The sequence below is a fragment of the Hymenobacter sublimis genome (genome assembly GCF_023101345.1).
GTDB classification, from domain to species: domain Bacteria; phylum Bacteroidota; class Bacteroidia; order Cytophagales; family Hymenobacteraceae; genus Hymenobacter; species Hymenobacter sublimis.
Map to the genome: position 1 here is coordinate 4,577,781 of NZ_CP095848.1, position 26,712 is coordinate 4,604,492.

The 26,712-nt window shown below is 58.7% G+C and carries 23 protein-coding genes; 11 read left to right on the forward strand and 12 right to left on the reverse strand.

Annotation, left to right across the window (positions count from 1 at the left end):
• Positions 1-39 precede the first annotated feature (39 nt).
• Both MWH26_RS19175 and MWH26_RS19180 read left to right on the forward strand, forming a co-directional pair.
• Entirely contained in the window at positions 40-465 is a 426-nt protein-coding gene (locus MWH26_RS19175) for a universal stress protein (RefSeq protein WP_247975529.1), read from the forward strand.
• 74 nt (positions 466-539) lie between these two features.
• Positions 540-1,646 carry an HlyD family secretion protein gene (locus MWH26_RS19180; protein ID WP_247975530.1) on the forward strand — a complete coding sequence of 369 codons (1,107 nt, stop codon included), beginning with the start codon at positions 540-542 and terminating at the stop codon, positions 1,644-1,646.
• Between the two features lie 69 nt (positions 1,647-1,715).
• On the opposite strand, the gene MWH26_RS19185 is transcribed toward MWH26_RS19180, so the two are convergent.
• Positions 1,716-2,102 carry a four helix bundle protein gene (locus tag MWH26_RS19185; protein ID WP_247975531.1) on the reverse strand — a complete coding sequence of 129 codons (387 nt, stop codon included), beginning with the start codon at positions 2,100-2,102 and terminating at the stop codon, positions 1,716-1,718.
• An 80-nt stretch (positions 2,103-2,182) separates the two neighbouring features.
• Between MWH26_RS19185 and MWH26_RS19190 the strand changes: the two genes are divergently transcribed.
• The 4 genes from MWH26_RS19190 to MWH26_RS19205 all read left to right on the forward strand — a co-directional run bounded on the left by MWH26_RS19190 (position 2,183) and on the right by MWH26_RS19205 (position 5,809).
• Positions 2,183-3,754 (forward strand): DHA2 family efflux MFS transporter permease subunit, encoded by a 1,572-nt coding sequence (locus MWH26_RS19190; protein ID WP_247975532.1) that lies wholly within the window; start codon positions 2,183-2,185, stop codon positions 3,752-3,754.
• A 297-nt stretch (positions 3,755-4,051) separates the two neighbouring features.
• On the forward strand, positions 4,052-4,480 hold the full coding sequence (locus MWH26_RS19195; protein WP_244694499.1) for a hypothetical protein: 429 nt from the start codon (positions 4,052-4,054) through the stop codon (positions 4,478-4,480).
• A gap of 64 nt (positions 4,481-4,544) precedes the next feature.
• On the forward strand, positions 4,545-4,925 hold the full coding sequence (locus MWH26_RS19200; protein ID WP_244694500.1) for a hypothetical protein: 381 nt from the start codon (positions 4,545-4,547) through the stop codon (positions 4,923-4,925).
• Positions 4,926-5,116: 191 nt separating this feature from the next.
• A complete protein-coding gene (locus MWH26_RS19205; protein WP_247975533.1) occupies positions 5,117-5,809 on the forward strand; it encodes a carboxypeptidase-like regulatory domain-containing protein in 693 nt (230 codons plus the stop codon).
• A gap of 104 nt (positions 5,810-5,913) precedes the next feature.
• Here the strand turns inward: MWH26_RS19205 and MWH26_RS19210 are convergent, their stop codons facing one another.
• The 3 genes from MWH26_RS19210 to MWH26_RS19220 form a co-directional block, all read right to left on the reverse strand.
• Positions 5,914-6,951, reverse strand: coding sequence for a hypothetical protein (locus tag MWH26_RS19210; RefSeq protein ID WP_244694502.1), 1,038 nt, complete (start codon positions 6,949-6,951; stop codon positions 5,914-5,916).
• 192 nt (positions 6,952-7,143) lie between these two features.
• On the reverse strand, positions 7,144-8,565 hold the full coding sequence (locus MWH26_RS19215; RefSeq protein ID WP_247975534.1) for a M56 family metallopeptidase: 1,422 nt from the start codon (positions 8,563-8,565) through the stop codon (positions 7,144-7,146).
• Positions 8,522-8,953, reverse strand: a complete 432-nt coding sequence (locus MWH26_RS19220) for a BlaI/MecI/CopY family transcriptional regulator (RefSeq protein ID WP_247975535.1) — start codon at positions 8,951-8,953, stop codon at positions 8,522-8,524. The genes MWH26_RS19215 and MWH26_RS19220 overlap by 44 nt, the downstream gene beginning before the upstream one ends.
• Positions 8,954-9,347: 394 nt before the next feature.
• Between MWH26_RS19220 and MWH26_RS19225 the strand changes: the two genes are divergently transcribed.
• A complete protein-coding gene (locus tag MWH26_RS19225) occupies positions 9,348-10,586 on the forward strand; it encodes an alpha/beta hydrolase family protein (protein ID WP_247975536.1) in 1,239 nt (412 codons plus the stop codon).
• A gap of 78 nt (positions 10,587-10,664) precedes the next feature.
• Here MWH26_RS19225 and MWH26_RS19230 read toward each other — a convergent pair whose 3' ends face one another.
• The 5 genes from MWH26_RS19230 to MWH26_RS19250 all read right to left on the reverse strand — a co-directional run bounded on the left by MWH26_RS19230 (position 10,665) and on the right by MWH26_RS19250 (position 16,138).
• Positions 10,665-11,048 carry a hypothetical protein gene (locus tag MWH26_RS19230; RefSeq protein ID WP_247975537.1) on the reverse strand — a complete coding sequence of 128 codons (384 nt, stop codon included), beginning with the start codon at positions 11,046-11,048 and terminating at the stop codon, positions 10,665-10,667.
• Positions 11,049-11,099: 51 nt separating this feature from the next.
• Entirely contained in the window at positions 11,100-13,535 is a 2,436-nt protein-coding gene (locus MWH26_RS19235; RefSeq protein WP_247975538.1) for a penicillin acylase family protein, read from the reverse strand.
• Positions 13,536-13,636: 101 nt separating this feature from the next.
• Positions 13,637-14,242, reverse strand: coding sequence for an outer membrane beta-barrel protein (locus MWH26_RS19240; RefSeq protein ID WP_244694506.1), 606 nt, complete (start codon positions 14,240-14,242; stop codon positions 13,637-13,639).
• 282 nt (positions 14,243-14,524) lie between these two features.
• The gene (locus MWH26_RS19245) at positions 14,525-15,151 is read right to left on the reverse strand and encodes an outer membrane beta-barrel protein (protein WP_247975539.1); all 627 of its coding nucleotides are present in this window, start codon (positions 15,149-15,151) and stop codon (positions 14,525-14,527) included.
• 168 nt (positions 15,152-15,319) lie between these two features.
• Positions 15,320-16,138, reverse strand: coding sequence for a septal ring lytic transglycosylase RlpA family protein (locus MWH26_RS19250; protein WP_247975540.1), 819 nt, complete (start codon positions 16,136-16,138; stop codon positions 15,320-15,322).
• A gap of 381 nt (positions 16,139-16,519) precedes the next feature.
• Here MWH26_RS19250 and MWH26_RS19255 point away from each other — a divergent pair, with 381 nt between their 5' ends.
• Positions 16,520-17,434 (forward strand): DUF72 domain-containing protein, encoded by a 915-nt coding sequence (locus MWH26_RS19255; protein ID WP_247975541.1) that lies wholly within the window; start codon positions 16,520-16,522, stop codon positions 17,432-17,434.
• 185 nt (positions 17,435-17,619) lie between these two features.
• Here MWH26_RS19255 and MWH26_RS19260 read toward each other — a convergent pair whose 3' ends face one another.
• The gene (locus tag MWH26_RS19260; protein ID WP_247975542.1) at positions 17,620-18,303 is read right to left on the reverse strand and encodes a hypothetical protein; all 684 of its coding nucleotides are present in this window, start codon (positions 18,301-18,303) and stop codon (positions 17,620-17,622) included.
• Between the two features lie 160 nt (positions 18,304-18,463).
• Here MWH26_RS19260 and MWH26_RS19265 point away from each other — a divergent pair, with 160 nt between their 5' ends.
• Positions 18,464-20,578: a matrixin family metalloprotease gene (locus MWH26_RS19265; RefSeq protein ID WP_247975543.1), complete on the forward strand. Its 2,115-nt coding sequence runs from the start codon at positions 18,464-18,466 to the stop codon at positions 20,576-20,578.
• A 99-nt stretch (positions 20,579-20,677) separates the two neighbouring features.
• Here the strand turns inward: MWH26_RS19265 and MWH26_RS19270 are convergent, their stop codons facing one another.
• The gene (locus MWH26_RS19270; protein WP_247975544.1) at positions 20,678-21,625 is read right to left on the reverse strand and encodes a 3-oxoacyl-ACP synthase III family protein; all 948 of its coding nucleotides are present in this window, start codon (positions 21,623-21,625) and stop codon (positions 20,678-20,680) included.
• Between the two features lie 160 nt (positions 21,626-21,785).
• On the opposite strand from MWH26_RS19270, the gene MWH26_RS19275 reads away from it, so the two are divergent.
• Together MWH26_RS19275 and MWH26_RS19280 are read left to right on the forward strand one after the other, a co-directional pair.
• On the forward strand, positions 21,786-22,364 hold the full coding sequence (locus tag MWH26_RS19275) for a hypothetical protein (protein WP_247975545.1): 579 nt from the start codon (positions 21,786-21,788) through the stop codon (positions 22,362-22,364).
• Between the two features lie 406 nt (positions 22,365-22,770).
• Positions 22,771-25,647, forward strand: a complete 2,877-nt coding sequence (locus MWH26_RS19280) for a PA14 domain-containing protein (protein ID WP_247975546.1) — start codon at positions 22,771-22,773, stop codon at positions 25,645-25,647.
• Between the two features lie 146 nt (positions 25,648-25,793).
• Here the strand turns inward: MWH26_RS19280 and MWH26_RS19285 are convergent, their stop codons facing one another.
• Positions 25,794-26,501, reverse strand: coding sequence for a head GIN domain-containing protein (locus tag MWH26_RS19285; RefSeq protein ID WP_247975547.1), 708 nt, complete (start codon positions 26,499-26,501; stop codon positions 25,794-25,796).
• Positions 26,502-26,712 lie beyond the last annotated feature (211 nt).

A 26,712-nucleotide genomic window follows, 5' to 3' on the forward strand; every position in this document is an offset into this window, starting at 1 on the left:
CATCAAACTCACCATTTCACTATTTCACCACCTCACTATATGACCATCCTCTGTCCGGTTGATTTTTCGGCTGCTACTGCTGCGGTGGTGAAGTACTCGGCGGCGCTGGCGGCGGGTACGGGGGCTGAGCTGCGGCTTTTGCACGTGCTAGAGCCGCAGCTCAGCTCTACCGCTGGTGTGGGGCATGATGTGGCGCTGGCTCGCCAGTTGGCTTTGTGCCGGGAAGCCGCACAGGCAGCTGGCGCTCAAGTAACTACCGTTGTTCTGCGCGGTGAGGCCGCCCGCGAAATCGTGGAAGAAGCGCGCCGCCATCCGGCCGACATCATTGTTATCGGAGCGCACGGCCAAACGGGGCTTACCCGCTTTCTGATGGGTAGCACCGCCGAAACCGTGGTGCGAACTGCCTCCTGCGTGACGCTGCTGGTAAAGCCTGGCTGCCCCACCGCCTACCGCCAATCGGCCTAGTACCCTGAACGTCCTCGTTTGCTGAACGCCGGACCTCCCTTCCAACCTCTGACAACGAACAACCAAGTACCCATATGGCAACTCCCGTTCAACACGATTCGGCCGTAGCGCCTACCCAACCCGCGGCTCATGAGCCGGTAGTAGACGAGCAGCCCGAAGGCCGCTCCAAGCGCCCAATTATCTTTATCATCCTGGCTTTGGTACTGCTGGTGGGCGGCTATTTCGGCTGGCAGCGGTACCAGTTCGGCCAAACCCACGAGGAAACCGACGACGCCCAAGTAGAAGGCGACGTGTACCCGATTCTGCCCCGCGTCTCGGGTCCGGTGCTCGAAGTGAAAGTTGAAGACAACCAGCCCGTGAAGAAAGGCGACGTGCTCGTAACCGTTGACCCCGCCGACTACCAGCAGCGCGTAAATGCCGCCGAAGCCGCCCTGGCAGCGGCCCAGGCCAACGTGGTAGCCGCGCGCGCCGGGGTAGGTACGGCCACGGCCAACGTCAGCACCGCCCAAACGACCATTGGGGTAAGCGAGGCCAACCGGGCCCGTCTGCAGAAAGATCTGAAGCGCAGTGAGTTTCTGCGCAAGGAAGACATCATCCCGCAAAGCGAGTACGACGCCGTGCAGGCCAACCTGAAGTCGACGACGGCCCAGCGGGCTACAGCTGAGCAGCAGGTGCGCGTGGCTCAGCAGCAGGTAACGGCCGCTCGCCAGCAGGTAGCCGTGGCCGAAGCCGTAGTAAAGCAGCGCCAAGCTGATCTGGACAATGCGCGTCTGCAGCTGAGCTATACCACCATTACGGCTCCCGGCAACGGCATTGTGAGCAAGAAGAACGTGCAGCCCGGCCAGGTAGTAAGCCCCAACCAGCAGCTTATGGGCCTGGTAGCCAGCGGCAACACCTGGGTTATTGCCAACTTCAAGGAAACCCAGCTCGAGAACATGCGCGTGGGCCAGCCCGTGAGCGTAGAAGTGGACGCCTACCCCAACGAGGAATTCTCGGGCCACATCGAGTCGCTCTCGGCTGCTACCGGCGCCCGCTTTGCCCTCTTGCCGCCCGATAACGCCAGCGGCAACTTTGTGAAAGTAACCCAGCGCGTACCCGTTAAAATCGTCCTCGACAAAGTAGACCCCGAACACCCCCTGCGCGCCGGCATGAGCGTGGTAGCGACTGTGAAAACTAAGTAGTGAAGTTGTGAAAGGTGAAATTGTGAATTGACGTTCTGTTACTTCACAATTTCACCTTTCACAACTTCACTACTTCGCCTTTGCCCTCTTGCGAATGGTGGCGAGAATGGACACTATTTCTGTGTATTCTTTCTCCAGAGCAGTTAAGCGAGGCTTCGTGAAAATATTGGCGTCGCCGATTAATTCTAGCCAAAATAGGGTTTCGTCGGCCTCTTCTACGCAAATACACAGTTTGGCAAACCATTCGGCTTTGGAACGGCTTCGTGAAGCTGCCCGAAAGTTAGCCGCCACTGAAGTAGCCGAACGCAAGAGCTGTTTGCCTAAAATAGTTGCTTCACCAGTGCGGGGTAATTGCTGAAACAGTCGGATTACACGCAATGACGCCTGCTTGGTACGTCCTCGAATATCTTCATTAAAAGATAGCTGAGCTGCCAATGGCAGTAGTTCATCATTCATATACACTGTGAGTTAGAAATAGCGCATCAAGCTACGAAAGCCAGCTATTTCACAACTTCACAAGTTCACAACTTCACCGCATGGAAACCGGATTTACCAAGTGGATCATCGTCATTACGGTGGTGATGTGCTGCTTGCTGGAGCTCATTGATACCAGCATTGTAAACGTGGCCCTAACCCAGATGATGGGCAACCTCTCGGCCACGCAGCAGGAAGTAAGCTGGGTGGTGGCCTCCTACGGCATTGCCAACGTGATTGTCATTCCGATGACGGGCTTTCTGGCCGAGCAGTTCGGCCGCAAAAACTACTACCTGTTCTCCGTGATTCTGTTCACCATTGCCTCCATGCTCTGCGGGCAAAGCACCAACATTTGGGAGCTGGTGGTGTTTCGCTTTATTCAGGGCATTGGTGGCGGCGCCCTCATGGCTACTTCCCAGGCTATTCTCATTGACACTTTTCCGCCCAAGCAGCTACCCTTGGGGCAAGCCCTGTTCGGCATGGGCGTCATCATTGGTCCTACCATTGGTCCTACCCTGGGCGGCTTTATTGTGGATAACTACGACTGGCCCTGGATTTTCTACGTGAACGTGCCGGTGGGTATTCTCGCCTCTATTTTCACGGTGCTGTTTATCCGCGACCCGGAGCGCATCAGGAACGCCATTCCGCGGCCCCTGCGCGAAATCGACTGGGCGGGTATCTTCCTGCTGATTCTGGGGGTAGGCTCCTTGCAGCTGGTACTGGAGCAGGGCGAAACTGAGGACTGGTTCGAGAGCCTGTACATCAACTTCTTTACCCTGATGGCCGTGGTTGGGATGGTGGGCTTTATCTGGCGTGAGCTGACGGCCCGGCAGCCCATCGTAGACCTACGGGTGCTCACGCGCAGCCGCAACCTGGCAATCGGGGCGTTTCTGTCGTTTATTCTGGGGTTCGGGCTGTTTGCTTCGGTGTTCGTATTCCCAATTTTCTGCCAGCGCATTCTGGGTTTCACGGCGGAGCAGACGGGCTACCTATTACTGCCGGGGGCCTTGCTTTCGGGCTTTATGATGCCGGTGGTGGGCAAGATGATTCAGGGCGGCGTCCCGCAGAAATACATTCTGCCCGTCGGCTTCACGGTCTTCTTCGTTTTCTCTTACTGGATGAGCACCCAGATTTCACCCACGGCCGGTGAGAGTGACTTCTTCTGGCCACTTATTCTGCGCGGGTTTGGGCTGGCCTTGCTGTTTCTGCCCATCACCACCATGTCGCTGTCGGGTATCAGTGGCAAGGATGCCGGGCAGGCCGCGGGCCTCACCGGCATGATTCGCCAGCTCGGCGGCTCGTTTGGGGTAGCGCTGGTCGGCACGTATTTGGAGCGCTCCATTGCCCAGAACCGAGAGGGTATTTCCTCCAACGTTTCCCTTTATGACCCCGAAACTCAGCAGCGCTTGCAGGGTCTCACGGCCAGCTTCATGAGCAAAGGCGCCAGCTTCATCGATGCCCAACAACAGGCCTACGCGGCCCTGGGCGGCATGATTATGAAGCAGACCTCCATCATCACCTACGCCCAAACCTTCCTGATGATTGGTGCCTTCTTCCTGCTGTGCCTACCCCTAATTCTGCTGGTGCAGCGCCCCAAGCCAGGAGAGAAAGTAGACCTGAACGCGGCCCACTAGATACCGCACGCCAAACACCTCACGTGAAAAAGCCGGTCCCAGCGGGACCGGCTTTTTCACGTGAGGTGTTTGAGGGTGTATGATTATGATGAGAGAGGTGGAAAGCATGTTGGTACAATTTTTCTCTTTTTGGGAAATATTTCTACCCGGCTATTGCATTCATTGGCGGGGTTTTGACGCTCACTTGTCTAAAATAGAGACAGCTACTTAGGATGCTGGTTGCTAAACGGGTGAACACCCGCCACCTTAGCATCACGTTCTTCTGACGAGTATCTGAATCAGGGAATTAGACAACTTATGGCTCTCCCTTTTCTCAACCGTTTGCAGGAGTTAGTAAAGCCCGGACCCGCGCCGGGCGAGTCGGGGCAGCAAGCCAAAGCCAAAGCTCGGCTGGAGGCAATCCGGGCGGCCCTGCCGGAACTGTTGGCCGTAGCCGTCATCGACATTGACAGTGGGCAGGCACTGGCAGCTCATAGCAATTCGCCGAAGCTAGCGCCCGCTAAAGCGGCAGCCCATAACGCTGAGGTGGTACGCCAAAAGCGCCGGGCTATTCAGGCATTAGCCCTCCCCGACGAGAAAATCGAGGACATCCTCATCACGCTAAGGGAGCAGCTACACCTGCTGCGCGTTACCCACGACGAACGGCACCTCTTATACCTAGTCGTTAGTCCACAAGACACTAACCTGGCCATTGCCCGCGACGTGCTGCGCACGCACAGCCACTAGCCTACGCTACGCACCTCTTTCACTTCCTAAGTCTTCATTTCAACCCCGTTACCACACTTTTTTCATGGCGTACTCTACTAATAATGCCGCCGGCCAGGCCGTCCAGAACATCATCAATGATTTGCCTCAACTGCTAGCCGTTGCCATCGTCGACGTGCAGTCGGGCATGTCGCTGGCTTCCCACTCTAACTCTGCCTCACTGAACCCCGAAACGGCCGCCGCTTACAACACCGAGGTTGTGCGTCAGAAGCAGAAGGCCATGACGGCCCTGAAGCTGCAGGGTGAAAGCATTGATGATATCCTTATCACGCTCACCAACCAGATTCACCTCATCAACCTGGCCGAAGGCGGTAAGAAGTTTATCTACCTGGCCGTGAACTCCCGCGACACCAACTTGGCCATTGCCCGCGACGTGCTGCGCCAGCAGGCCGAACTGCTCAAATAAGGTAGCCGGCGACGCGGTAGCGACGGCCAGTTTGAGGTGGCTGAACGGCGTTTTCTGAGTTCTTCACTATTGTAGACAGGCGTTTAAACAACGCGAGAACCAGATACAGCCGTTCGCCCACAAACCAGCTTCGGACTACCCGGGCAAGTGCTGTGTATTACAAGTTATTCACCCTTAAAAACCAGCAGAGCATGAAATTAACCTCTTCTCCTTTTCATCCTGAAACGGGTGAATTATTGCCCGTGTACCGCGACGCCTACCTGCGCGGCGATTTGTCAAGCGAAAACATTGCGGCGGTAGATAAGTACCTGAAACGCAACCACCAACTGGCCGACAACACCCTGGTGCGCTTTCATGAAATGAAGCAAGACGGCGAGCAAGTACGGCCCGTGGGCTGGGTGCAGCGTCAGTTTGACTTGATTCGGACGGAGCCCCAGCGCTTTCGGCGGCGCGCGGCTACACTGGTGGCCGGTGCCGGTCTGCTGGCGGGCGTTTCTATGGCGGCTACCAACTTGCCCGCCACTGGCACTACCCCCACCGAAGCTGCCCTTAGCGAGGCTGCAGTAGCAGAGGCCAGCAGCATAGCCAGTATGCGAATGGTAACGGTGCACGGCCGCATTCTGGATGAAAATGGCCGCCCCTTGGTGGGAGCCACGGTGCTCGATAAAGCTACCGGCCGCGGTACCGGCACCGATGCCCAGGGTAACTACGCGTTGCGCCTACCAGCCAGCCAAGCTACCAAGCTGCAATATGGCTACGGCGGCTACGCCGACGAGGAGCTTTCCCTGCGGGGCAGCTACACCCAGAACGTAACGCTGGTGCCGCGCGAGCCAGAAATGGCCGCCGCTGCCCCCGCCAAACGGCACCGGTGGTTGTTTTTCTAAACCGCCAGCTAGGCTAGTAACCCATGGGTTGCGCAATCAGCCAGCATAAAAACCCCTCCACGGTAGCGTGGAGGGGTTTTTATGCTGGCTGATTGCTGGTTAGACTATTGATATTGGATGTAGAGGGGCTTGGGCGTTAGCTCAGATAGCACCTCTTTGGGCGTCATGATGTGGTGGGGCTTGGGCCGGGCATCGTACTCGTAGAACAGCTTAAAGCCCGTGTACTGCACCGGCTCGGTCTGGATGTAATCGTGGTAGGAGTCCTTCTTTAGGGTCGGCTCACCGTGGCCGTCCATGTGCATTACAATCTGCACGCGCGGGTCCAGCTTGATGTTCTTGTAATTGGTAATCATCTTCCGAGTGAAGCGGTGCACCGTCAGTACTTTGGGCGGCAGCTTATTTTCGCTCACAATGCGGGCCAGGAAGTTTACCGTGAAGTTCACGTCCTTGGCATCAAGAGTGCCGATTTTCTGGTTGGGCCGCACCCCGGGCATGGTGGCCAGCGAAAATTCCGGGTCGATGCCCAAGTGCACGATGGGGTCTTTCAAGTACTGCTCCAGCTTGGGCAACTCGGCCTCCAGGGTGCTGTGACCCGGCTGCACGTCCAGAAACAGGATGCAGTTGTGCTCCTTGGCCCAGCTGAGCACTTCCTCAATGGTAGCCTTAGAGTTCATCAGGCGCCACTTACCATCCTTGCCGGGCGTGCCCTGGGCCGTGATGGTTACGTTGTGCAAAGCGGCCTGCACCGGAATCGATGGATCGGCTTCTTGCCACTCCTTCAGCACGCCCGCAAACTTGCGGAACATCTGCTCCTTGGGCTCCCGACCCAGAATACCCATGCCCTTCGAGCGGATATTACCATAGAAAGCCACAATGCGGTGACCGGGCAGAATGGCGCCGGGCAGCTGGCCGTTTTTCTTGGCAATGGAGTCCGCCTTAAGCGAGTCGCGCTGCATGGCGGCCCGTTTCAGCGCGACGGTGTCTACTACCACGGGCTTGGCCGAGTCGGCGGCGGTGGAGGGAGTTTCCGCGTCGGTGCCGGAGCGGGAGCCGCAGCCAGACAAGGTAGTGAGGGTAAAGGCGAGGCCCAGGGAAGCCAGCGCGGGGGCCGTCAGGCGGGTGAAGGTCCGGAAATAAGACACTGAAGGAAAACGAATTGAAGGCGAAGACAGCCTCTAAGGTAGCGGGTTTCCGGCTGAAAAGTGGAATGTATACTTCTGGTAGGTGGTCTTCAACTAGTATTTAATAGGGTTTTAATGGGAAGCAACGCCGCCTCCCGGTTTCAGGGCTTGGCAACACCTGAAGCCGGAAGGCGGGCCTGAGCTACCCTGCCTTTAGGGGGTAAAGGTGATAGGAACAGTATATAACACGGCCACGGCCTTACCATCCTGGCGGCCAGGCTGCCACCTGCCTGGTAGGTTACGTACGGCGTTCAGCGCTACTTCATTTAAGGCCTGTGCCGCGGGCGTAGTAAGGGTAGCTACCATCTGCTCGCCATCTGCGCCGAAGTCCTTAACCTGGCCTTGAATTGCTTCCCTGATATAAATATTCTGTAGGGAGCCATCGGCGGCTACTATAAATGTTATAAACACTCGGCCACCTAACTTTTCTGCCTTCGCCACGGCGGGGTATTGGGCTAGCTTCCCAATATCAGCCAGCAATTGCTTTGAACCTCCAGCATACTCTGGCATCTGCTCAACATAGGTGTAGGCGGGTGGCAGCGGTGGGGCCGGAGCTTCCTCAGCGAGCGGCGACGGTGGCGGTGCCGGCATATTGTCTTGGGCGGCGGTGGCCGGATTGGCTGGAGACGTGGCTTTTTCGCAGGCAACGGTTAGCAGCAGTACCGCCCCCAGGGGCAGGGCCAGCCACTGCTTCCAGCGCCGAATAGGAGATTGAGAGGTAAGCATACGGATACGGGTAAGAATGAGAGATTGAGTGAAGGAATGGGTAAGCGGTAACGTAGGGTGGAACTGGCGCAGGGCCAGGCGCGCCAGTAGCGCCGCGTACAGCTCGGCGGCGGCCGTAGGTGTGGCCGCAGCAGAAGGGGCTAGCGCGGCTGAGTCGGCTAGAAATTCGTGGGTAGTTTCCAGAGCCCGGGGGTACAAGTGCACGAAGGGGCAGGGCCAGAGCAGGGCCCGCGCCACCTCCAGCAGCAGCCGCTGCCGGGTGTGCCGCTGCTGCACGTGCGCTACCTCATGGGCCAGCACGACTTCCGCCTCGGCGGACGTGAGCGAAGCGGTTTCATCCCAGAACACCCAGCGCCCGAAAGAGCTAACCGGCCGCTGCCCACCCGTAAGCACCAGGATGTAATCGGGGTGTTTCTGCCGCGGCCAGCGGCGGGTAGTTAGCCACAACTGCAGCACCTGCAGGCCAAGCCGGGCTAGCAGCGCCAGGGTTACCAGCAGATAGAGCAAGGGCAACCAAGCCAGCAAGTACACATCCGAAAGTTCGGGCCGGGTGCCGGTAGCGGTGATGCGCACAGTAGGTAGCAGGCCGCCAGCCAGAAGGGAACTGCCTGCTAAAACGCCCCAGCGCGGGAGTAACCCCGTGAGGGCCGGGGCCGCAACTTCCAGCAGCACGGGCAGCGCCAGCACTAGCCAGGGAGTTAGCAGCAGAAACCGGCGGTTATAGTGAAAGCACCGCTCCCGGCGCAGGGCGAGGTAGTAAAAGGCCCACCCTGCACCCAAGGCCAGCGTGCTTTGCACCAGCCAGTTAAGCAGGTCGGTTGGGGTCGTCGGGAGTAGGAGGGTCAGCATCGGGCGGCGGGGTAGCAGAAGATGACTGGGCATGACGGAGCAGCTCGTCGAGCTGCTGGGTATCGAGGTTTTCTTCTTTGGCGAAAAAGGAAACCAGCCGGGTAAACGACCCGCCGAAGTACCCGCCCAGCAGCTTGCGCAGGGAAAAGCGGCGGTACTCGTCTTGGGCAATGAGGGGGTAGTAGCGGTGGGTGCGCCCAAAGGCTTCGTGGCCCACAAAGCCCTTTTGCTCCAGAATGCGGATGATGGTGGAAACGGTGGTGTAGGCCGGGGTAGGGGCGGGTAACTCCGGCACCACGTCCTTCACGAAAGAAGGGCCGCGCAGCCACAGTACCTGCATTACCTGTTCTTCGGCGCGGGTAAGCTCTGGAAATGATGGGTCAGACATGAAGGATGTGCTAGTGTGATTCTAATGTATGACTATATTTTTAGTTTTAAAACTAATTATTTAGATAAACATGTTCAAAGTCATTTTTTAAGTAGCCATTGCGCGTTATCTTCTGGAGAAGATGCGCTTGCGCAGCAGCTGAATCAGCTGGCATGCTGACGCCGCCAGCCTACCCCCCTAATTCGGGCAAGCACCACGGCTGCGGCCCGTAGACTGTTAACTACTGACTGGGCACTCCTTATATAGTGTACTGTGCCGTGTGCCCAGCCTAAAAAAGTACTTGCTACCGTTCTAGTTGGCCGTGTAAATAGTACCCGATAGTAGTAAAGCAGGAACAAGCCTGGCTGCCGACGGTGTTAAGGCTCCAGATACTTCATTGTCAAAACCTTCCTCTGTGACTATACCTTCCTTACGCCGCGTCCTGGCTCGTCCGGCGGGCAACTGCCTGCTGTGGCTGAGCATGTTGCTGCTCGTGGCTCCTAGCTGCAAAAGCAACTCGCCGGAGCCCACGGCGGCTAGCCCTACCGCGCCCCCACCTACCCCGGAACCTACCCCTACTGTACTGGTTGGTAGTACCCTAATTGGGGAATACAGCACGGCTACTCTGGCCGGGCGGGTAGGCGACATTCCGTTAGTAGGGGCCTTGGCCCGCTTTCCCATTAAGGTGTACCGCCTCACTTATACCACCCGCAACACCGATGGCAAGGCCATTACGGCTTCGGGTGCGGTGCTGGTGCCCGTAACCACGCAGGCGCTGCCGGTAATCAGCTACCAGCACGGCACGTTGCGGCCCGATGATGAGGACCGGGCGCCTTCCTACTACAACTCCGGCAGCGAGCTGTGGTCGGCGGTTTCAGTGCTGGCTTCTACGGGCTACGTGGTTTCGGCTCCCGACTACATTGGCTACGGCGCCTCCAAGGCCCAGCACCACCCCTACGAGCATGGGGCTTCCCTGGCCTCAGCCTCGGCCGATATGCTGCGGGCTGCCCGGGAGTTTTGTAAGCAGCAGAACATTGCCGTAAATCAGAAGAATTTCCTGCTGGGCTACTCGGAGGGCGGTTACGCCACTATGGCCCTGCACAAGCTGCTGGAGGAGAAGTACGCCGCTGAACTGCCAGTTACGGCCAGTGCCCCCGGCGCGGGTGCCTACCACAAAACGGCCTTTGCCCAGTACATTCTAAAGTCGGATCAGCCCCTGAATTTTCTGAGCACCTACGTGTGGGTCCTCACGACGTACAACCGCGTGTACGGGCTGAACCGGCCGCTGTCCGCCTATTTCAAAGAGCCTTACGCCACCCGCCTGCAGGCAAATCCGTTCAGCTCCGTGCCCAGCTTGCCTTCCCAACTTTTCGCCGATTCTTTTAAGCAGGCAGTGCTCAACAACACCGATGCCCCCCTCACGGCCGCCTTCCGCGACAACGACCTCCACGACTGGCGGCCCAAAGCGCCCCTAGCGCTTTTCCACGGCACCGCCGATGACTACGTGCCCTTCTTCAACTCCCAGGATGCCTACAATGCCATGCGGGCCCGCGGAGCCACCCAGGTGCAGCTAAAGCCCATTCAGGGCGGTAACCACTTTACTTCGGTGGGTACCTACACGCTCCAGGCCTTTGCCTTCATTTCTCAGTATTAAAGCTGTCTGATAATACTTTATAAAAAAGGCCCGCCTGTTACTTCAGCAGGCGGGCCTTTTTTGCGCGCTGATTACTTGCTAGAAACGAGTAGCCGATGGTTGTTCGGCGTGAGGTGCTACTGCTTGTCGGGTCCAGGCCCCACTAAGAGCGGCCAAGCCGCCAACCAGCCCAACCAACAGCCCGCTCACAAACACCAGCGTCCAGCCATTTCCTCCCAGGGGTAGGAGGGTAGCTAGCCTGGCTGCCAAGCGGGCCGCCCCGTGGGTGTGCAGCCACAACGCCGGCAGCCACCAGCTAAGGCCAGCTCCCAGTAAACCCGCCAGAAACGCCCGGCCCCCATTACCGCCGCGCCAGGCCGCTACCCCACAGCAGATGGGCACAATGCTCCACCACGGCAGCACCAGCTGCGCCAAAGAGCACAGCACAAAAAGCAGAAAAGTCAGAAACCAAAAGCGAGACATAAAAGGGAGTAGTAAGTCAGGGGAAAAGCAGCCGCAAATTGCTGGTGTGGGCTACTCCAGTCGCCAGGCGGCGCGCAGACGGGGGTGGTTTTCGTCAGCGGCCCGCAGATACACCAACTCGTCGAGCTGGCCTACCCGCCAGGTGTCAATCATGTCGTCGTAGTAGGCGGAGGCTGGGTTGCCGCTCTGGCCCCCGGGGAAGATGCCGTAGGCTTTTACTTGCGGACCCAGCGCCACCACCATGCGCCAAGAGGGCCCGTTGCGTGGCCCAGTGGCATTCACGCTCACGGGGCTGCCGCCGCAAGCAATGTCCTGCCGCCCGAAGCCGGTGAGGTTGGCCAAGTGGTTGATGTCGGTGCTTTTCTGGTTGGACCAGGCCCACTTCGGCCCCAGGGGGCCAAACTTGCGCGTCAAGGAATCAGTAGCAAACCGGAAAGATTCCAGGGCTAACTGGGGTAGGGTTTCGCGCTGGGGCGTGCGGTGGTCATCTAGCCAGCGGCTGGTATCCTGGTGCAGCAGCAACTCCTGGGTGCGGGCCCGGGATGGATACCGCATTTCCAGGCCCGTTGCCTCGCTCCCAAATTCATCATCCCAGACTTGCTCTACCAAGTTTAGGTACCACAGCTCAAAAATGCTGGGACTGATGGCCTGGGCCTCGTAGTAATAGTTCCACTTTTGCAGCTCCGCGTACGCCCGCTGCTGGGCCGGTGAAAGCTGTGCGGCCGCCAGCAACGACAACAGCCGGGGCAGCAACTGTCGCGCCGTGATGCCCAGGTTATCGTTTTGAAGCATCCGCAGGCTGTCGGGGGTAGCGCGCTGCATGCGGGCCAATCGCTCGTTAATGCGGTGGCCCCGGTCAGCAGGGGCGTAATCCCAGCCGAGGTAGTAGGGGTAGTCGAGGCCCGCGGAGGGCTGGTTAGCCGACGACACGAAGCCCCGGGCGGGGTCTTTCACGTGCGGGTTCTGCTCCATCGGAATCCAGCCCTGCCAATCGTAGCGCGCATCCGTGCCGTCGAGGATGAACTTGCCTTGGTCGGGCCACTTTAGCGGGAAGCGCCCGTTGGGCTGAATGGCAATTTCGTTGCGGTTATCAGCGAAGATAAAGTTCTGAGCCGGGGAGCTGTAGGTGCGCAGGGCGCGGCGGTAATCTTGGTAGGAGTGGGCGTGGTTCAGCTTATAAAAGGCCTGCACCTCGTTGGCGCCATCGTGGGCGGTCCAGCGCATGGCGTGCCGGATGGGCGTCTGCTTGTTGAAAACCTTCTCACTCTGGTCGTACACCACCGGGCCGTGGTGGGTATACAGGACCGTATCGAGGAGGTCGGGCTGGCCGCGCACGGTAATATGCTCCACTACCTGGCGCACCGGCTTCCACTTGCCATCGTGCCAGTACTGGCGGCGGCTGGCATCCCGAAACTTGAGTTGGTACCAGTCCAGCACGTCGCCACCCACGTTGGTTACGCCCCAGGCCACGTCCTCATTAAAGCCGATGATAACAGCGGGCGCACCCGGAATGGTAACTCCGTACACGTTCTGTCCCGGAGCATGCAGCTGCACCTGGTACCAAATGCTGGGCAAATTCAACTGTAGGTGCGGATCATTAGCCAGCAGCGGCAGCCCCGAGGCCGAGCGGCGGCCCGCCACCGCAAAGTTGTTGGAGCCCAGCTCCGGGTCGGGTTCCTGCTGGGGCAGCCGGCCGCTCAGGGCCGCCGTGAAAGAAGGCGGTGTGGCTGGTACGGGTAGGGGCGGGTATTCCAGGGGCGTACCAGGAGGCACAATGGCGTCTTCGCGGTTGGGGTAGTTCGGAAAGAGGTCCTGCACTACTCGGGGGCCGTATTTGCGCAGAATATTGCTCATGCGCAGGTCGTCGGAGCGGCCGCTCAGGTCCCAGGCCATGAGTTTGAGCAGTAGGGCGCACTTTAGGGGCTGCCAGGGCTCGGGGGCGTAGTCGAGCAGCTTGTACTCGAAGGGGTAGTCCTGAGGCGCCAGGCTGCTGATGTAGGCGTTAACGCCCTCGGAATACGACTCTAGCACCAGGCGGGTGGTGTCATTGCGCAGCATGGAGCGCAGGGAGTTTTCGGCCCCATAGGGTAGGCCCATGCGCCGCTGAAACCGGTCGTATTCCAGGGCTTTGGGGCCTACTACCTCCGAAATACGGCCGGCCGCTACCCGGGTCATAAACTCCATCTGCCAGAGCCGGTCGCGGGCCGTGAGGTAGCCCTGGGCGTAGTAGAGGTCGTGGTCGTTCTGAGCGAAGATGTGAGGCACCCGTCGGTCGTCAAACCGAACCCGAACAGGCTGGTGCAGGCCAGGCAGCTGTAGGGTTTGCTGGGCCGGAAAATCGGCGGCCGTTTCACCATTCTGCCAGAAACCTCGGTAGGGACTGAGCAGGCGGGCTACCGGCGGCACGTCGCCGTGTTTGGTGGTCAGCACCCACGTCAGGGTAAGCGTAACGAGCAGAGCCAGGCCAGGCCTGAGGAAACGTAGCATACGCAGAGAACAAAGTCTAAAGCTCACTCAACATCCGACAAAAAAAGCCGGCGCGCAACGTAATGAGTAGTTGCGCGCCGGCTTTCCCTAAGCTGGGCGGATTACTGAGCCGTAATGGCCGCCTGCTTTCCTCGTAGGAACACTGCAAAGCCCGCCCGTATGTCCAGCAGCCCGATGGTGCGCTCAGGGCCATTGGTGTTGCGCTGGTAGCCAGCCGTAATTTCAAGAGCAGCTCCGGGCGTCAGAAAATAATTATACCCTAGCGCTGCTCCAAAAGCAGAGTTATGGTTTTTGGCTTTCCGCTCGTCGTTCTCGCCGGTACTGTAGTCGATAGTTACCTGGGAACGTGTCCAAACCACGCCCCCTTGTGCCTGCCCAAAGAAACGGTGGGACCCGGTACCCGGCAGGTAATAGCGCACAAACGGCAACAAGCCTAACGTGGTGGTATAGCCCCGGTATTTCTGACTCGAGTTGTCGAACGACAGCCGTTCATAGCCCACCTGTACGCCGGTACCCAGCAACAGATTATCGGCCAGAAAAATACCGGCCGTTGGATACACATTTACGGCCAATTCGTTGCTACCTCCGTCGTTTCGGTAGCTCAAGTTGCCTACGTTAGCTCCTAAATAAGTGCTGCTCTTCTCGGTTTGCGCGAAAGCCGCGCCCATTAACGTACTGCTCAGCCCAAGTAGAAGTATCTTCTTCATTGGAAAAAAGTGGATATATAAGAATTGTTAAATATAAAGGACAAGCGGTGTAATGTGAACAGTTACCCGCAAAAAAGCCGCTGACCTAAGGGGGCAGCGGCTTTTTGCGTAGGTCGGAAAAGGAAGGACAGTTTATAAATTCTCGCCTTGCTGGACTTGCTCCGTAATACCAAGCCGGGCCGGGCAGTGCCACCCGGTGTCAGCTTCGTCCCGGGTGGCGGTGGTAACAAGTTGCCCCTGTAAGCAGGTAACGCCGCGTCTTGTACCTGATAAAGCGATGTGCTAGTCGGCGGGTAATACTACAGCTATTCCCGCGCGAATATCTAGGCTGCCGTTGGTGCGGTCGGGGCCGAGGGTACTGCGCACGTACCCCGCCGCTACTTCCAGGGCCGCGCCCGGAGTAATAAAGTAGTTGTAGCCCAGAGCCGCGCCGTAGGTCTGGTAGTCGATGGTCCGCTCAAATTTGATCGTGCGGGTGCCGGTGGGGTAGTCATCGGTGGATATCTGGCGTTGCCGCTGCCAACCCAAGCTGCCGTTTAGCTGCCCAAAAAAGCGGTGGTTGCTGGTTCCAGGCAGATAGTAGCGCACAAAAGGGCCCAATCCAACGTCAACCTGACTTGCGGATCTAACGCCTGGAATCTGTATAAACGCTTCCTCATAGCGGGTGTGGCCGTATCTGAGCGGAATTTCGGCGCCCACCAGGAAGTTGTCGGCCACGAACCGGCTGACCGCCGGGTAGAGCGACCCGAAAATCTGGCGGTACTCGTTCCCAAACTGATTTTGATCCTGGTTCGAGTAGCTGAGGTTGCCGGCACTGAGCCGCAGATACGTGTGGCCTTTTTCAGTTTGAGCCGCCGCTGAGCTAGCCGCAAGCATACCGACCAGAATGCCGATAGGTAAGATATTCATATATAGAAGTTGAATGTTACGCTGGCGCTAACGCCGCCGCGCGCGTTCTGGTATACTGATACGCTGTAAAGAGTCTATTATAAATGCCCTACCTCCTTCTGCTGGCAGAAGGAGGTAGGGCATTTATAACGAATGGGTGTACGCCCAAAAATTCGCCTGAATCCGTAGTTATAGGTTTTCGCCCTGGCGGACTAGCCCAGCAATGCCGAGACGGGCTAGGCGCTGGCGCACTGCGTCGGCCTCGGCTTGGGTGGCAAAGCGGCCAACTACTACCCGGTTCAGGGCGCGGCCATCGGGGGCGTTAGCGGCTACGCTCGTAACCAACAGTTGGGGCTCAGCGCCCTGGATTTTGTTTATTACTGCCTGGGCGTTGCGTACGTCACCGAAGGTACCGGCCTGAATAATAAAGGTAGCGGTTGGCTCAGGCGTAACGGCTACATCCTGCGCTTCGGAGGAACCCGCCCGGATATCGGTGAGCAGGCCAACGGTTACCGTCGAGTCGGAGGCCAGGGTGGCCAAGTCTGTGGGGGCCTCCGTGGGGCCCAGGGGCGTTTCTGGTGTTACTACCTCCGCAACCACCGATACGGCGCCGTGGGTTACAATGCCCAAAGGGCGGGCAGCTACTTCCGACAAATCAAGGATGCGCTGGTGGCGGAACGGTCCGCGGTCCGTAACACGCACCACCACCGACTTACCAGTAGCGGGGTTAGAAACGCGCAGCTTGGTGCCAAAAGGCAGGGTTTTGTGGGCGCAAGTGTACTTGTTTCGGTCGAACCGCTCGCCATTGCTGGTGCGGTGACCCTGATGTTCGCGGCCGTACCAGGAGGCCCGGCCACGGAGGACGGTCGCCTTTTTAGCGGCGGCCGCGGGGGCTTTTTCATCTTCACATACGCCCATCGAACGTGCCGAGACCGAGAAGGCCGTTAGCAGCACGAAGAGCATGGCCGTCATCAAGCCCGAGATGTGCAGTCGTAGATTCAACTTCATCCATTCTCATTGGTTGGTGAGTATGACAAAGCTAGAACCGTCTACCTAACCCGGGACCCAAAGAGGTCCGTATACAAGATGCCTCCTGATTTAAAATTGACCTTTTCTAATAAATTTTGCATTTAAATAATCAGTTATAGCGGTGTAAAATACCTGATTGTGTTTACCTAAGTCGACTTTTGCACTCTTTTTAGTTGTTTTCCAAGGCCGGTTTGAAATAAGACTATCTGCCGGTTAAAAAATTTTGGCTTCTTGGCTGGCAGATGCTTCATAGCGAGGTTGCAAAAGTCACGGAAATATGCTAAGCACTAGGTACGGATTTCAACTCAGAGGCCCCCGATAGCGACACGCTTTTACGGCGCTTTCGCCGTACCTTCGGGAATGGATTTTGGCCGCCTTTCCGACCTACGCTACGTTGACTTTCGCTTGCCCGCCGACCACCCCGAAACCCCGGTGGTGCTGGCCCGGGCACTACCTACGCAGCCGGCCCCTCCGGCCGTGCACGTAGGGTGCCCCATCTGGACCAATAAGGCTTGGTTGGGCAGTTACTTTCCCCTGGGCATTCGGGATGCTGACTACCTCCATCACTACGGGCGGCAGTTCAATGGTATCGAGCTGAACACTACCCACTACCGCATCCCCGACGCTACTACCGTGCGCCGCTGGCGGGAGGCCGTGCCCGCTACCTTTCGGTTTTGCCCCAAGCTGCCCCAAATCATCAGCCACGACCGGGCCCTGTATAACGCCGATGAGCTGACGCTGAGCTTTTGCCGGGCCATTGAGGGCCTGGGGCCCACGTTGGGACACGCCTTTCTGCAACTGCCACCCACCTTCGGGCCGGAGCACCTGCCCCGGCTGGAACGCTACCTGCTCGACTTTCCCGACTATGTGCCCCTGGCCGTAGAGTTGCGCCATCCGGCTTGGTTTGCTAATCGGGAGTTGCTGGCTTCTGTTACGGCCATGTTAGAGGCGCTCAACAAACCGCTCGTACTCAGTGACGTGGCCGGCCGCCGTGATGCCCTGCACATGCGCCTAACCACGCCGGTAGCTTTCGTAAGGCTTAATGGGCACGGGTTGGTAGACTCCGACTTTCGCCGCGCCGACGATTGGGCCGCGCGCATTGCTGGGTGGCTGGAAGCCGGGCTGCACACTGCCTATGTGTTTATTCATCAAAAGGATATCATGCATTCCCCCATCTGGGCCGAGCACTTCTTGCGCCGCCTGCACGAGCTGACGGGTATGGCCGTGCAGCCGCCCCGCGTGATTCCGCAACCGGTGCAGGGTAGCTTGTTTTAAAAAAGAAGGCCCTTGACTACTTGTAGTCAAGGGCCTTCTTTTTAACCTCTGTCTGAAACGCTGTATTACTACGTCATTCCGAGCAGGAGTACGGAAGCTGAGCGTCCAGTCAGGGGCTACCCTAAATTTCTTGCTCCTATTCCGAATAGCAGAGTAATACAACTTGGTAAGTTGCTAGGGGCGCCCTACTTGTTAGAGGTCAGCCGGCTTCCCAGGCTGAATTTAATGCCGATTTCGGGGGCAAAGCTGGTGCGGATTCGAGAAGATGTGGGGCTAAATCCTCCCGTATAATACAGTCGCTCGCGGGCCAGCCCCGCGCCTACGTAGGCATCAAACAAGCCATACTTTCCAATGCGGCGCTGCATACCCCATAATAAGGTTAGGGTGGAGTAGCGGTAGGGCGAGCCAACGTAGTGAGAATTGAACAGCGAGGTGCTTTGCAGGGCCAGATAATTGCCCGCAAATGGTCCCGTAACTCTGCCCTGGCGCCGGCGTTTTTCCTGGCCGTAATAATAGCGTACGCCAGCATCAAAGCCGAAGTCACCTAGTATGTAAGGGCTGGAACCGTCGGATCGGCGCGGGTTTGGGCCCAGAAAAAAGCCGCTGAAGGCATTGCCATACACAGATATAGCCGGGCTAAGATGATGCTCAGCCCCAAGCACCAACGGTAACGTAACCCCCGAGAAACCACCCACCGAAAAGCCGCGGGTGATGCCAGTGCCAAGCTTAAGCAACGTGCCACTGCCTTGCGACGTGGCCGGCGCGACGCTGACCGTACTATCGGGCGCTTGGGCAGCGGCCAACTGCGCAGATAAACAGAACAAGCTGACAGCCAGCGTGCCGCGCGTAACCAGGGGTAACTTTAGCATAGGGTAGAGGAGGTTGGAAGGGAATCAGCGGGAGGAGTTTCAGCCGTTGTGAATAGTTGCACGTAGCAGGGAGAGAAGTAAAAAAGAAGCTGAAACCTCAACCATTCGCCCGGCAAAACCAGTACCTTCAGGCATGCTCCGCCGGGGCCTTTTCTGCCATATGAAATTTCTACCCTTCCTGTGTGTCGCCTCCGGGCTGAGTTGGTTTGCCTTGTCTGTGAGCGGGCAATCGGCCACCGCCCCGTCCGTCGCTCCTCCCGAGTCAGAAACGCGCTGCCTGCTTGTACCCCTAAACCCTGCTGCCCGCGCGGCCCACGTGCCCCTTATTGTGGAGGCGGAGGTGCTCGATGCCCAAGGCTTTCGGGCCGCCAACGGTCGTATTTACACCCGCCATCAACTGCAAGTATTTAAGCAGCTGAAAGGCGCTGCGCCCGCTCAGCTCACCGTCGTGACTGAAGGTGGCACCGTTGGCCTCGACCGACAACTACTCACTAACACCTTAGCGCTGCGGGTTGGGCAGCAGGGCGTGTTTTTTCTGGAAGCCGCCGCCTTTCCGGGTGTGCCGGCCGGCTCCGAGTGGGCCGTGTACGCCAGCCAGCAAGGATTCATAGAGTACGATTTGCGCACTGCAAGCGCCGCCGAGCCTTTCCGGCGCTACCCCACGCTTACGCCCGCCTTCTACCAAACCGTGGCGGGGGCCACGCCTCGGGAAGTCAGACCTAACCAGGCCTTGCAAGCTGCCCTAACACGCCGGGCTACCCCGGCGGGGGCCGCAAAGGTTTTGGCGCCCGTGGTGCTGGGCCTGTCGCCGACTAGCCTGACGGCCGGTACCGGCGCGGTGCTAACCATTACGGGCACGGGCTTTGGGGCCGCTCGGGGCAGCGGCTCGGTGGAGTTCCGGAATGCCGATGACGGCGGGGCTACCTTCACCAAGGTCAACGACGACGATTACGTGAGCTGGTCCGACACCCGGATTCAGGTGCGCGTGCCTTCCTCCAGCGCTACGGGCAACCCGGCCGGTACCGGGCCGGTGCGCGTAACCTCCGCCGACCAGCTGCTGGTCACCAGCCTGCAAGCGGTGCAAATTGTGTACGCCGCTTCCAACGTGCAGGACAACCGGACCCGGCAGCGCGTGGTGCCTGCGCACCGCGGCCAGAACGAAAATGGGGGTATCTCATTTCGGTTTGAAACAGCCTTCACGGCCAATACAGCGGCTACGGCGGCCTGGCAACGGGCGTTGACTACCTGGCGCTGCCAGACCGGCATTAACTGGGAAGTGGGCGCCCCGCGTACCAACCGCGGCGCCACCGACGACGGCGAGAATGCCGTGGGTTTTGACAGTGGCTCGGAGCTGCCCACCAACGTATTAGGCCGCACAACCAGTTACTACCGGGGCTGCTACCTGCCCAACGGGAACGTAACTTTCTACGTGGATGAACTGGATATGCAGTTCGATGATGGAACGAACTGGCAGTTTGGACCAGCGAATCCGGCCGCTTCGCAAATCGATTTTGAGTCGGTGGCGGTGCACGAGTTGGGCCACGCCCAGCAGCTTTCCCACCTGATTCTGCCCAGCGCTGTGATGCACTATGCCATTGCCCGCGGGCAGCGCAGCCGGGTGTTGGCCGCCGCCAGCGATATTGCCGGGGGGCGCTACGTGCTGCGTACCAGAAGCTTCCAGCCGCCAATTTGTGAGGTAGGAGCCATGCTGCCGGCTCCTCTAACGCGGCAGAGCGCCAGCTTTGTGGCAGGCATCGGAACCACCGTGCAGTGGTCTACCCAGAACGAGTGCTTCCTGAGCGGCTTTGTGGTGGAGCGGGCCTCATCTGATACTACGGCCGGCTGGCGGGTAGTAGGCTCGGTGCCGGCAGGTGCTGCTTCGGGCCAGTACCGTCTGCTCGATCCGCAGGCCCCCGCCGGCCTGAACTACTACCGCCTCCGCCTGCGCCGCCCCGATAACAGCCTGGACACTGCCGTACCCGTTGGCGTCACCGACGATGCTACCGCCGTCAATACACTCCAGGTTTTTCCTAACCCCTTGACTGGCAATGGCACGGAACTGAATCTGCAGTACATCGGTGCTGCGGGTGGTACGCTCACCGTCCGCTTTTATGATGCCGTAGGGCGTTATATAGGAGGATCGTTGGTGAATTACCAAACCGGACTCAACCGGCTGAGAGTAGTCCCCCCGCCGTTGCGCCAAGGCTACTACTTGGTGCGCTGGAACGATTCCAACGGCCCGAAGGGCACTGTGCCGCTCATAAAAATCGAATAAACAAGTAGTACACCCCAAGTAAAACCCGCTCGGCCGGTTGTAGCAGTAACACCGCTACAGCCAGCCGAGCGGGTTTTTTTATAAGGTAAGTACAGTTATCTACCGTTCCAGCAGCATGGCCCCGTAGGAGTAACCCCCGCCAAATACGGTTACGACTACCTTGTGGCCGGGCTGTAGCTGGGCCCAGGTGTCGGCTAGGGCAATGGCAGCGCCGGCGCAGCCTGTGTTGCCCAGTTCTTCAATATTGGAAACGGCCCGGTCTTCCGACAAACCCAGTTGCTGCAGTACATTTTTGGTAATGCGCAGATTGGCCTGGTGTGGAATCAGGTAGGTAATGTCACTGACGGCCAGATTGCTACGCTCCATAATCTGCTGGGTAACGCGCGTCATGTAGGTGCAGGCGTGCAGAAATACGTCTTTGCCGTGAGGCATCACAATGCCTTTTTCTACCGGCTTGAGGGTTACGGCATGGTCGGCCTTGCCCACGTTACCAGCCCCGCCAGTCAGGACGCTGCGCACGTGCAGGTCAGCGGGAGCTAGGCGCTCTGTGGTGAGCAGCAGGGCCGCCGCGCCGTCGCCCCACAAGTGACCAGCTACGGTGTCCTGCTCATTATTATAAGCCGTGTTATGCTCACTTACCACTACCAGGGCCCGGCTAGCTTTGCCCATGGCAAAGTAGCCTTCCACAATTTCCACGGCGTTTAGCAGGGAGGAGCATGCCGAGGAAATACTGACCACCGGAATATCCGACACGTTCAGCTCCCGCTGCACGGCGTGGGCTACCGTATAAATAGTGTCGTGGGGCGTGTAGGTGCCGGCCACAATCAGGTCTACTTCAGCGGAAAGGAAGGCCGTGGTTTGGCTAAGCACCCGGCGAGTGGCCTCCAAGGCCATGGTATTGGTGTTTTCCCCGCTGGCGGCCTTGCGGCGGGCCCTAATGCCGGTACGCTCCGTAATCCACTCGTGTGAAAGGCCGTTTAGCCGCGTAAAATGGTCGTTTGTAATGACTTCGGCGGGCAGATAGGCCGCCACCTGATGAATGTACACGGGTAGGAAAGCAGGGGTGAGGCAATGCAGGAATAAGGCGGCAAGGTACACGCTTGCGCTGCAAGTTGCCGCCTTTTCCGGCTGCGGCCCGTACTTTGTGCACGCCTTGCTCGTTCAACGCGCACCAGCGGCTCAGGTTCAGTGGGCTCTCTATAAGATTATGATGTTCTTTTCTTCTCCTTATCCGGGACGGGTAACGACGGCCGCTCTGGTAGCGGCGGGCGCCTTGGTAGCGTCTTCCGCTTTCGCTCAGAAGTACCGCACCGCCGCGGGCCTGCGCTTTAGTAAGAACAACTACGGCCTCACCATACAGCAAAAGGTTCTGGAAAAAACTACCCTGGAAGGCCTGGCCCTGGTAGGCTCGCGGGAGGTCAGCGCTACCCTGCTGGCCGAGCAGCACTTCGGCATTTTGGGCCCTAGCCTGAACTACTACTTCGGGGCCGGCGGCCACCTGGGCAATAACAAGGACACGGGTGGCTTCGGGGGCCTTGATGCGCTGGCGGGGGTAGAGTACAAGGTGGCTTTTACACCCTTCGTGCTCAGCCTTGATTTCAAACCCACCATTGAGTTTAACTCCGACGATTGGGCGCGTTTTCCCACCGCCTTATCGGTGCGCTACATTCTGGTGAAGGAAAAAAACAACGGCCTGTTTAACGGCCTGTTCGGTGGCGACAAGGACAAGAAGAAACAGAAGACCAAGCAAAAGAGCAATTCTCGGCGCGGCTTGTTCGACTTCTAGCTAACAGAGTAGCTTTTTTTGGTAACGGCAGAAAGTACGGCCCCACTCCCTAGCCTCCAAGGCGGCAGGGGTTGGGGCCGTATTATTTGGGTAGATACTTACGCCAGTAAAAACCTACTATCAGGCCACAGGTGCCACCCCACGCAGACTATGTTCAGTCCGAAAGAGGAAAAATATTCGGAGAGTAATAGAAATAAAAAATTTTGTCCTATAAAAAAGATAAAAGCTTGATATTCTGAGCCGGAAAAGCATTTCAATCGAGTGACGACAGTGCAGCGGGCTTAGAATAATGAAAACCGTCTTGTCTAATTAATACAATATAAAATTAAAATCTTGCAACAAAATATTTTATATCTACTTTTAGTAGCAGAAAAATACTGGCTTAGTTATACAAAATCATAACAAGATGAAATACTTCTTCTCTTCCTGTAAGCACTACTGGTTAGTGGTGCTGCTGTGTGGTTTGTGGTGGTTGCCGGCCCAAAAGGCACAGGCACAAGCGGGCGGGTGCTCCGGCACCGACCCGGCGGGGCAAGCGGCCACTACCGGCTTATATGCGGAGTACTTTAGCCGGTACTTTGCTGATGACACTGGTTTCTTTTCCGACAATGCCAATCCGGCCGGCCTGCGGCGGGTAGAGGCCCAGGTGAACTTCCCGACTGCGGCTAGCTTCGGCGACCTACGGCCCATTTCGGAAGGCACGGCCCAGGACCCGGACCGCTACAGCCTGCGCCTGCGCGGTAGCCTTAACATTGCCACCACGGGCACCTACACCTTCTACCTTACCTCCGACGACGCGGCCTACCTCTGGCTCGACAACGAGGCAACCGCTATTCCGCCTAACCCGGATGTGGCCCTGATTGCCATTCAGGGCAGTCGCCCGGCCCTAACGCGCACTGCTACCGTAACCCTGACGGCCGGCCGTCATAATGTGCAGATTCTCTACGGCGACGACTGCTGCGAAAACGTGTTGGTGTGGGAATACGAAGGCCCAGGCATCGCCCGCCAGGTAGTGCCTTCTTCGGTGCTGTGTACGGGCTTGGTGCCGGTACCTCCTGTACCCCAAAGCATTAGCTATAGCCCGGCGGCGCGGGCCTTCCCGGCGGGTACTACGCTGAGCTCCGGCACCCCGGTAGTGCAGGCGGGCGGCGCGGCCCCCACTGGTTTTGCCATTGCCAACGTGGCCGCTCTGCCCGCGGGCATCAGCATCAACAGCGCCACCGGTGTGCTAACGGCTTCCGGCAGCGTGCCCCAAGGGAGCTACGATGTGGCCGTGGCCGTTACCAACGCCAACGGTACCAGCACCTTCCGCAACGTCTTTCGCTTCACCGTTACGGCGCCCCTACCTACGGGCTGCGGCGGAACTGACCCCGGCGGGCAGACCGCAGCGGCTGGTCTGTACTCCGAGTACTTCAGTGGCTTCTTCGATGACGATCCGAACTTCTTCACCGGCCTTACCCCCGGCTTGGTACGCACGGACGCGCACATAAACTTCCCCCTGGAAGACAGCTTTGGCAACTTGCTGCCCGTAGCCACGGGCTCCCAAACGGCCCCCGACAACTTCAGCCTGCGCCAGCGGGGTAGCCTCTACCTGGCCGCAACCGGCACCTACACCTTCTACCTCACTGCCGATGATGCCGCCTACCTCTGGCTCGACAACGCGGCCCTGGCCTCGCCGCTCGTGCTGGCAAATGCCACCATCAACAACGGCGGAGTTCACTCGGCCAAAACCGTAGCCGTTACCTTGAAACTCAGCGCCGGCCTGCACAATATTGCCCTGCTCTACGGCGACAAAGGCGTGGGCAATACGTTGCTGCTAGAATATGAAAGCGCTGATCTGAGCCTGGCCCGGACCGTGGTGCCCAGCAGCCTGTTCTGCACGTCGGTGCAGCCTCTGCTGCCGCTGGCAGTGGCCCTGAACTACTCGCCTGCTACCCTGCGCGTGGCAACTGGCCGCAGCGGTACCTCGGTAGCGCCCACGGCCACCAGCTCTTCGGCCGTGGTAGAATACCTGATAAGCAACGCGGCCGATTTGCCAGCCGGCATTACCATCAACTCAGCTACTGGTCAGCTTTCGGTTAGTGCAGGGGTAGCCGAAGGCAGCTACGCCGTAAGCGTGGCCGCCCGCAACTCTGGTGGTACGGCCGTATTTGCCCAAGTGCTTACCGTGCAGGTGGTTGCCGCCGCTCCGGTGGGCTGCGCCGGCGTAGATGCCAACAGCGCCGTAGCTACTTCGGGCTTGTTCGTGGAGTATTTCCCGGGCTACTTCAACGATGATCTGACCTTCTTCTCTTCCACCGCGGCCACGCGCACCAACCGCACCCAGGCCATTGATTTCAGCAGCGCCGCAAGCTGGAGTGAGATTACGGGGCAGCAGGACCCTGACGGGTTCAGTGCCCGGTTCCGGGGGCGCATCTTGGTGCCCACCACCGGTACCTACACCTTGCACCTGACCTCCGACGACGCCGCCTACCTCTGGCTGGACAATGCAGCCTTGGCATCCTCGCCTACCCCGGGCACGGCTCTTATCAGCAACAGCGGCATTCACGAGGCTACTACTAAATCGGGGGTGGTAAACCTCACGGCTGGCCTGCACGATATTCTGATTCTGTACGGGGAAGCCGTGGGGCCCAACGTGCTGCGACTGGAGTACGAAAGCGCCGACGCCAACGTGTCGCGTCAGCTCGTATCGGCAGGCAGCCTCTGCACCACGCTTTCCAACGCGCCCCTACCCGTTACCCTCATTCGCTTCGGGGTGCAGCCCACCAAAACGGGAGTAGTAACCAGCTGGGAAACTTCGCAAGAGCTTAACAGCGCCACGTTTGTAGTGGAGCGCTCGGCCAACGGCCAGGTGTTCGAGCCGATTGGCCGGGTAGCCGCGGCGGGCACCACCCAGCAGCGTCAGCTCTATAGCTTCACCGACCGCGCCCCGTTTGCCGGTCAGAACTACTACCGTCTGCGCCAACTGGACAAGGATGGTACGGCCCACCTCTCGGGGGTAGTAAATACGCAGTGGAATGCCAGCGCCAATGGTCTGCAGCTGACCCTGTTCCCCAACCCCACGGCTACCGGAACCTGCACCGTGCGCCTGGAGCAGGCCGCGGCCACCGCTACCCAGCTGCAAGTACTGGACCTGACCGGCCGAACCGTGTACCGCCAGCAGTTGCCCGCCGCCAGCACAACGGAGCACACCTTCCCTACCCGCCAGCTGCGCCCGGGAGTGTACATGGTGCGCGTAACTTCGGCCCAGGGCACTGTTACCCAACGCATAGAAGTGCAGTAAGGCCTTACAGAGCCGTCATGCCGAGCGGAGCGAAGCATGACGGCCGGGTTTGCACCAAAGGTTCTTACTACTTGCATATCACACCAACAAAAAGGGTCCCGGCTGCAGCAGCCGGGACCCTTTTTGTTGGTGTGAGGTAGCGGATTCTATTCCCGATGAACGCGGCCACTGCCCACCACCGAGCTTTTCACTTGGGGGTTGCCGGTTACGTACACGTCGCCGGAGCCCACAATGCTAGCCGACAGCGTTTGGGTGGCCTGTACCCGGCAGTCGCCGGAGCCACTGATGCTCACGCTGCAGGTTTTGCTTTGCAGCTTGCCCGCTTTCACGCCCCCGGAGCCACTCACGCTAATAGCATGGTCGGGAGCGACGCCGGCCGCCTCGATGGTGCCGGAACCCGACAGGGACGAGCTGATTTTGCTGGCCGTAACGCTGCTCAATTGCAGACCACCCGAGCCGCTCACGGCCAAGTCCAGGTTGTCGGCTTTAATGGGGTCGGCGGCCCGGATGTTGCCCGAACCGCTTACTGCCAGCGCCTTAATGGTAGGCATGGTCACGTACACCGTCACGTTGCCTTTGTAGTTGTAAGAGCTGAAGTAGCCTTCCTTCTTGGTGCCGATGCGCAGCCGCCCGTTGCTTACTACCGTTTCCAGGTGCTCTAGGTCCTCCGCGTCGCCGGTGACTTCCACTTTTTGGGGGCTACCCTGGCGCAGGATTACCTTCATCGAGCCCCCGAGCCCAACGGAAGAGAAGGCGCCCACGGAGCGGGTTTCGCGGGTATCGGCCAGGCGAAAGGCCGAGAACAGCAGCAGGGCCAGCAACAGGCCGGGCAAAAGAGTACGCAAGGTTTTCATAACGAAATAAGAGTGAAGGTGGACGTCTGGCAAAATAGATGACGCTGGCTACTAAACCGTTGCCTGCTGACTGAAAAGAATTACTACCGACCTATATAGTGTCCAAGCCGTACCGTGAAACATTTCCCGGAAAACAGAAGGATGAAGGAAGAGCAGATGTGAAAACGCCTTTCCGCACACGGCACGGAAAGGCGTTTTGGTTGTAGGATGA

Bases quoted from the DNA above. Each gene is read 5' to 3' on its own strand.
- MWH26_RS19200 (WP_244694500.1), top strand. From the start codon at position 4,545: ATGGCGTACTCTACTAATAATGCCGCCGGCCAGGCCGTCCAGAACATC.
- MWH26_RS19180 (WP_247975530.1), top strand. From the start codon at position 540: ATGGCAACTCCCGTTCAACACGATTCGGCCGTAGCGCCTACCCAACCC.
- MWH26_RS19250 (WP_247975540.1), bottom strand. From the start codon at position 16,138: ATGAAGTTGAATCTACGACTGCACATCTCGGGCTTGATGACGGCCATG.
- MWH26_RS19255 (WP_247975541.1), top strand. From the start codon at position 16,520: ATGGATTTTGGCCGCCTTTCCGACCTACGCTACGTTGACTTTCGCTTG.
- MWH26_RS19215 (WP_247975534.1), bottom strand. From the start codon at position 8,565: ATGCTGACCCTCCTACTCCCGACGACCCCAACCGACCTGCTTAACTGG.
- MWH26_RS19265 (WP_247975543.1), top strand. From the start codon at position 18,464: ATGAAATTTCTACCCTTCCTGTGTGTCGCCTCCGGGCTGAGTTGGTTT.
- MWH26_RS19175 (WP_247975529.1), top strand. From the start codon at position 40: ATGACCATCCTCTGTCCGGTTGATTTTTCGGCTGCTACTGCTGCGGTG.
- MWH26_RS19260 (WP_247975542.1), bottom strand. From the start codon at position 18,303: ATGCTAAAGTTACCCCTGGTTACGCGCGGCACGCTGGCTGTCAGCTTG.
- MWH26_RS19230 (WP_247975537.1), bottom strand. From the start codon at position 11,048: ATGTCTCGCTTTTGGTTTCTGACTTTTCTGCTTTTTGTGCTGTGCTCT.
- MWH26_RS19235 (WP_247975538.1), bottom strand. From the start codon at position 13,535: ATGCTACGTTTCCTCAGGCCTGGCCTGGCTCTGCTCGTTACGCTTACC.
- MWH26_RS19190 (WP_247975532.1), top strand. From the start codon at position 2,183: ATGGAAACCGGATTTACCAAGTGGATCATCGTCATTACGGTGGTGATG.
- MWH26_RS19280 (WP_247975546.1), top strand. From the start codon at position 22,771: ATGAAATACTTCTTCTCTTCCTGTAAGCACTACTGGTTAGTGGTGCTG.
- MWH26_RS19240 (WP_244694506.1), bottom strand. From the start codon at position 14,242: ATGAAGAAGATACTTCTACTTGGGCTGAGCAGTACGTTAATGGGCGCG.
- MWH26_RS19220 (WP_247975535.1), bottom strand. From the start codon at position 8,953: ATGTCTGACCCATCATTTCCAGAGCTTACCCGCGCCGAAGAACAGGTA.
- MWH26_RS19275 (WP_247975545.1), top strand. From the start codon at position 21,786: ATGATGTTCTTTTCTTCTCCTTATCCGGGACGGGTAACGACGGCCGCT.
- MWH26_RS19285 (WP_247975547.1), bottom strand. From the start codon at position 26,501: ATGAAAACCTTGCGTACTCTTTTGCCCGGCCTGTTGCTGGCCCTGCTG.
- MWH26_RS19195 (WP_244694499.1), top strand. From the start codon at position 4,052: ATGGCTCTCCCTTTTCTCAACCGTTTGCAGGAGTTAGTAAAGCCCGGA.
- MWH26_RS19245 (WP_247975539.1), bottom strand. From the start codon at position 15,151: ATGAATATCTTACCTATCGGCATTCTGGTCGGTATGCTTGCGGCTAGC.
- MWH26_RS19205 (WP_247975533.1), top strand. From the start codon at position 5,117: ATGAAATTAACCTCTTCTCCTTTTCATCCTGAAACGGGTGAATTATTG.
- MWH26_RS19185 (WP_247975531.1), bottom strand. From the start codon at position 2,102: ATGAATGATGAACTACTGCCATTGGCAGCTCAGCTATCTTTTAATGAA.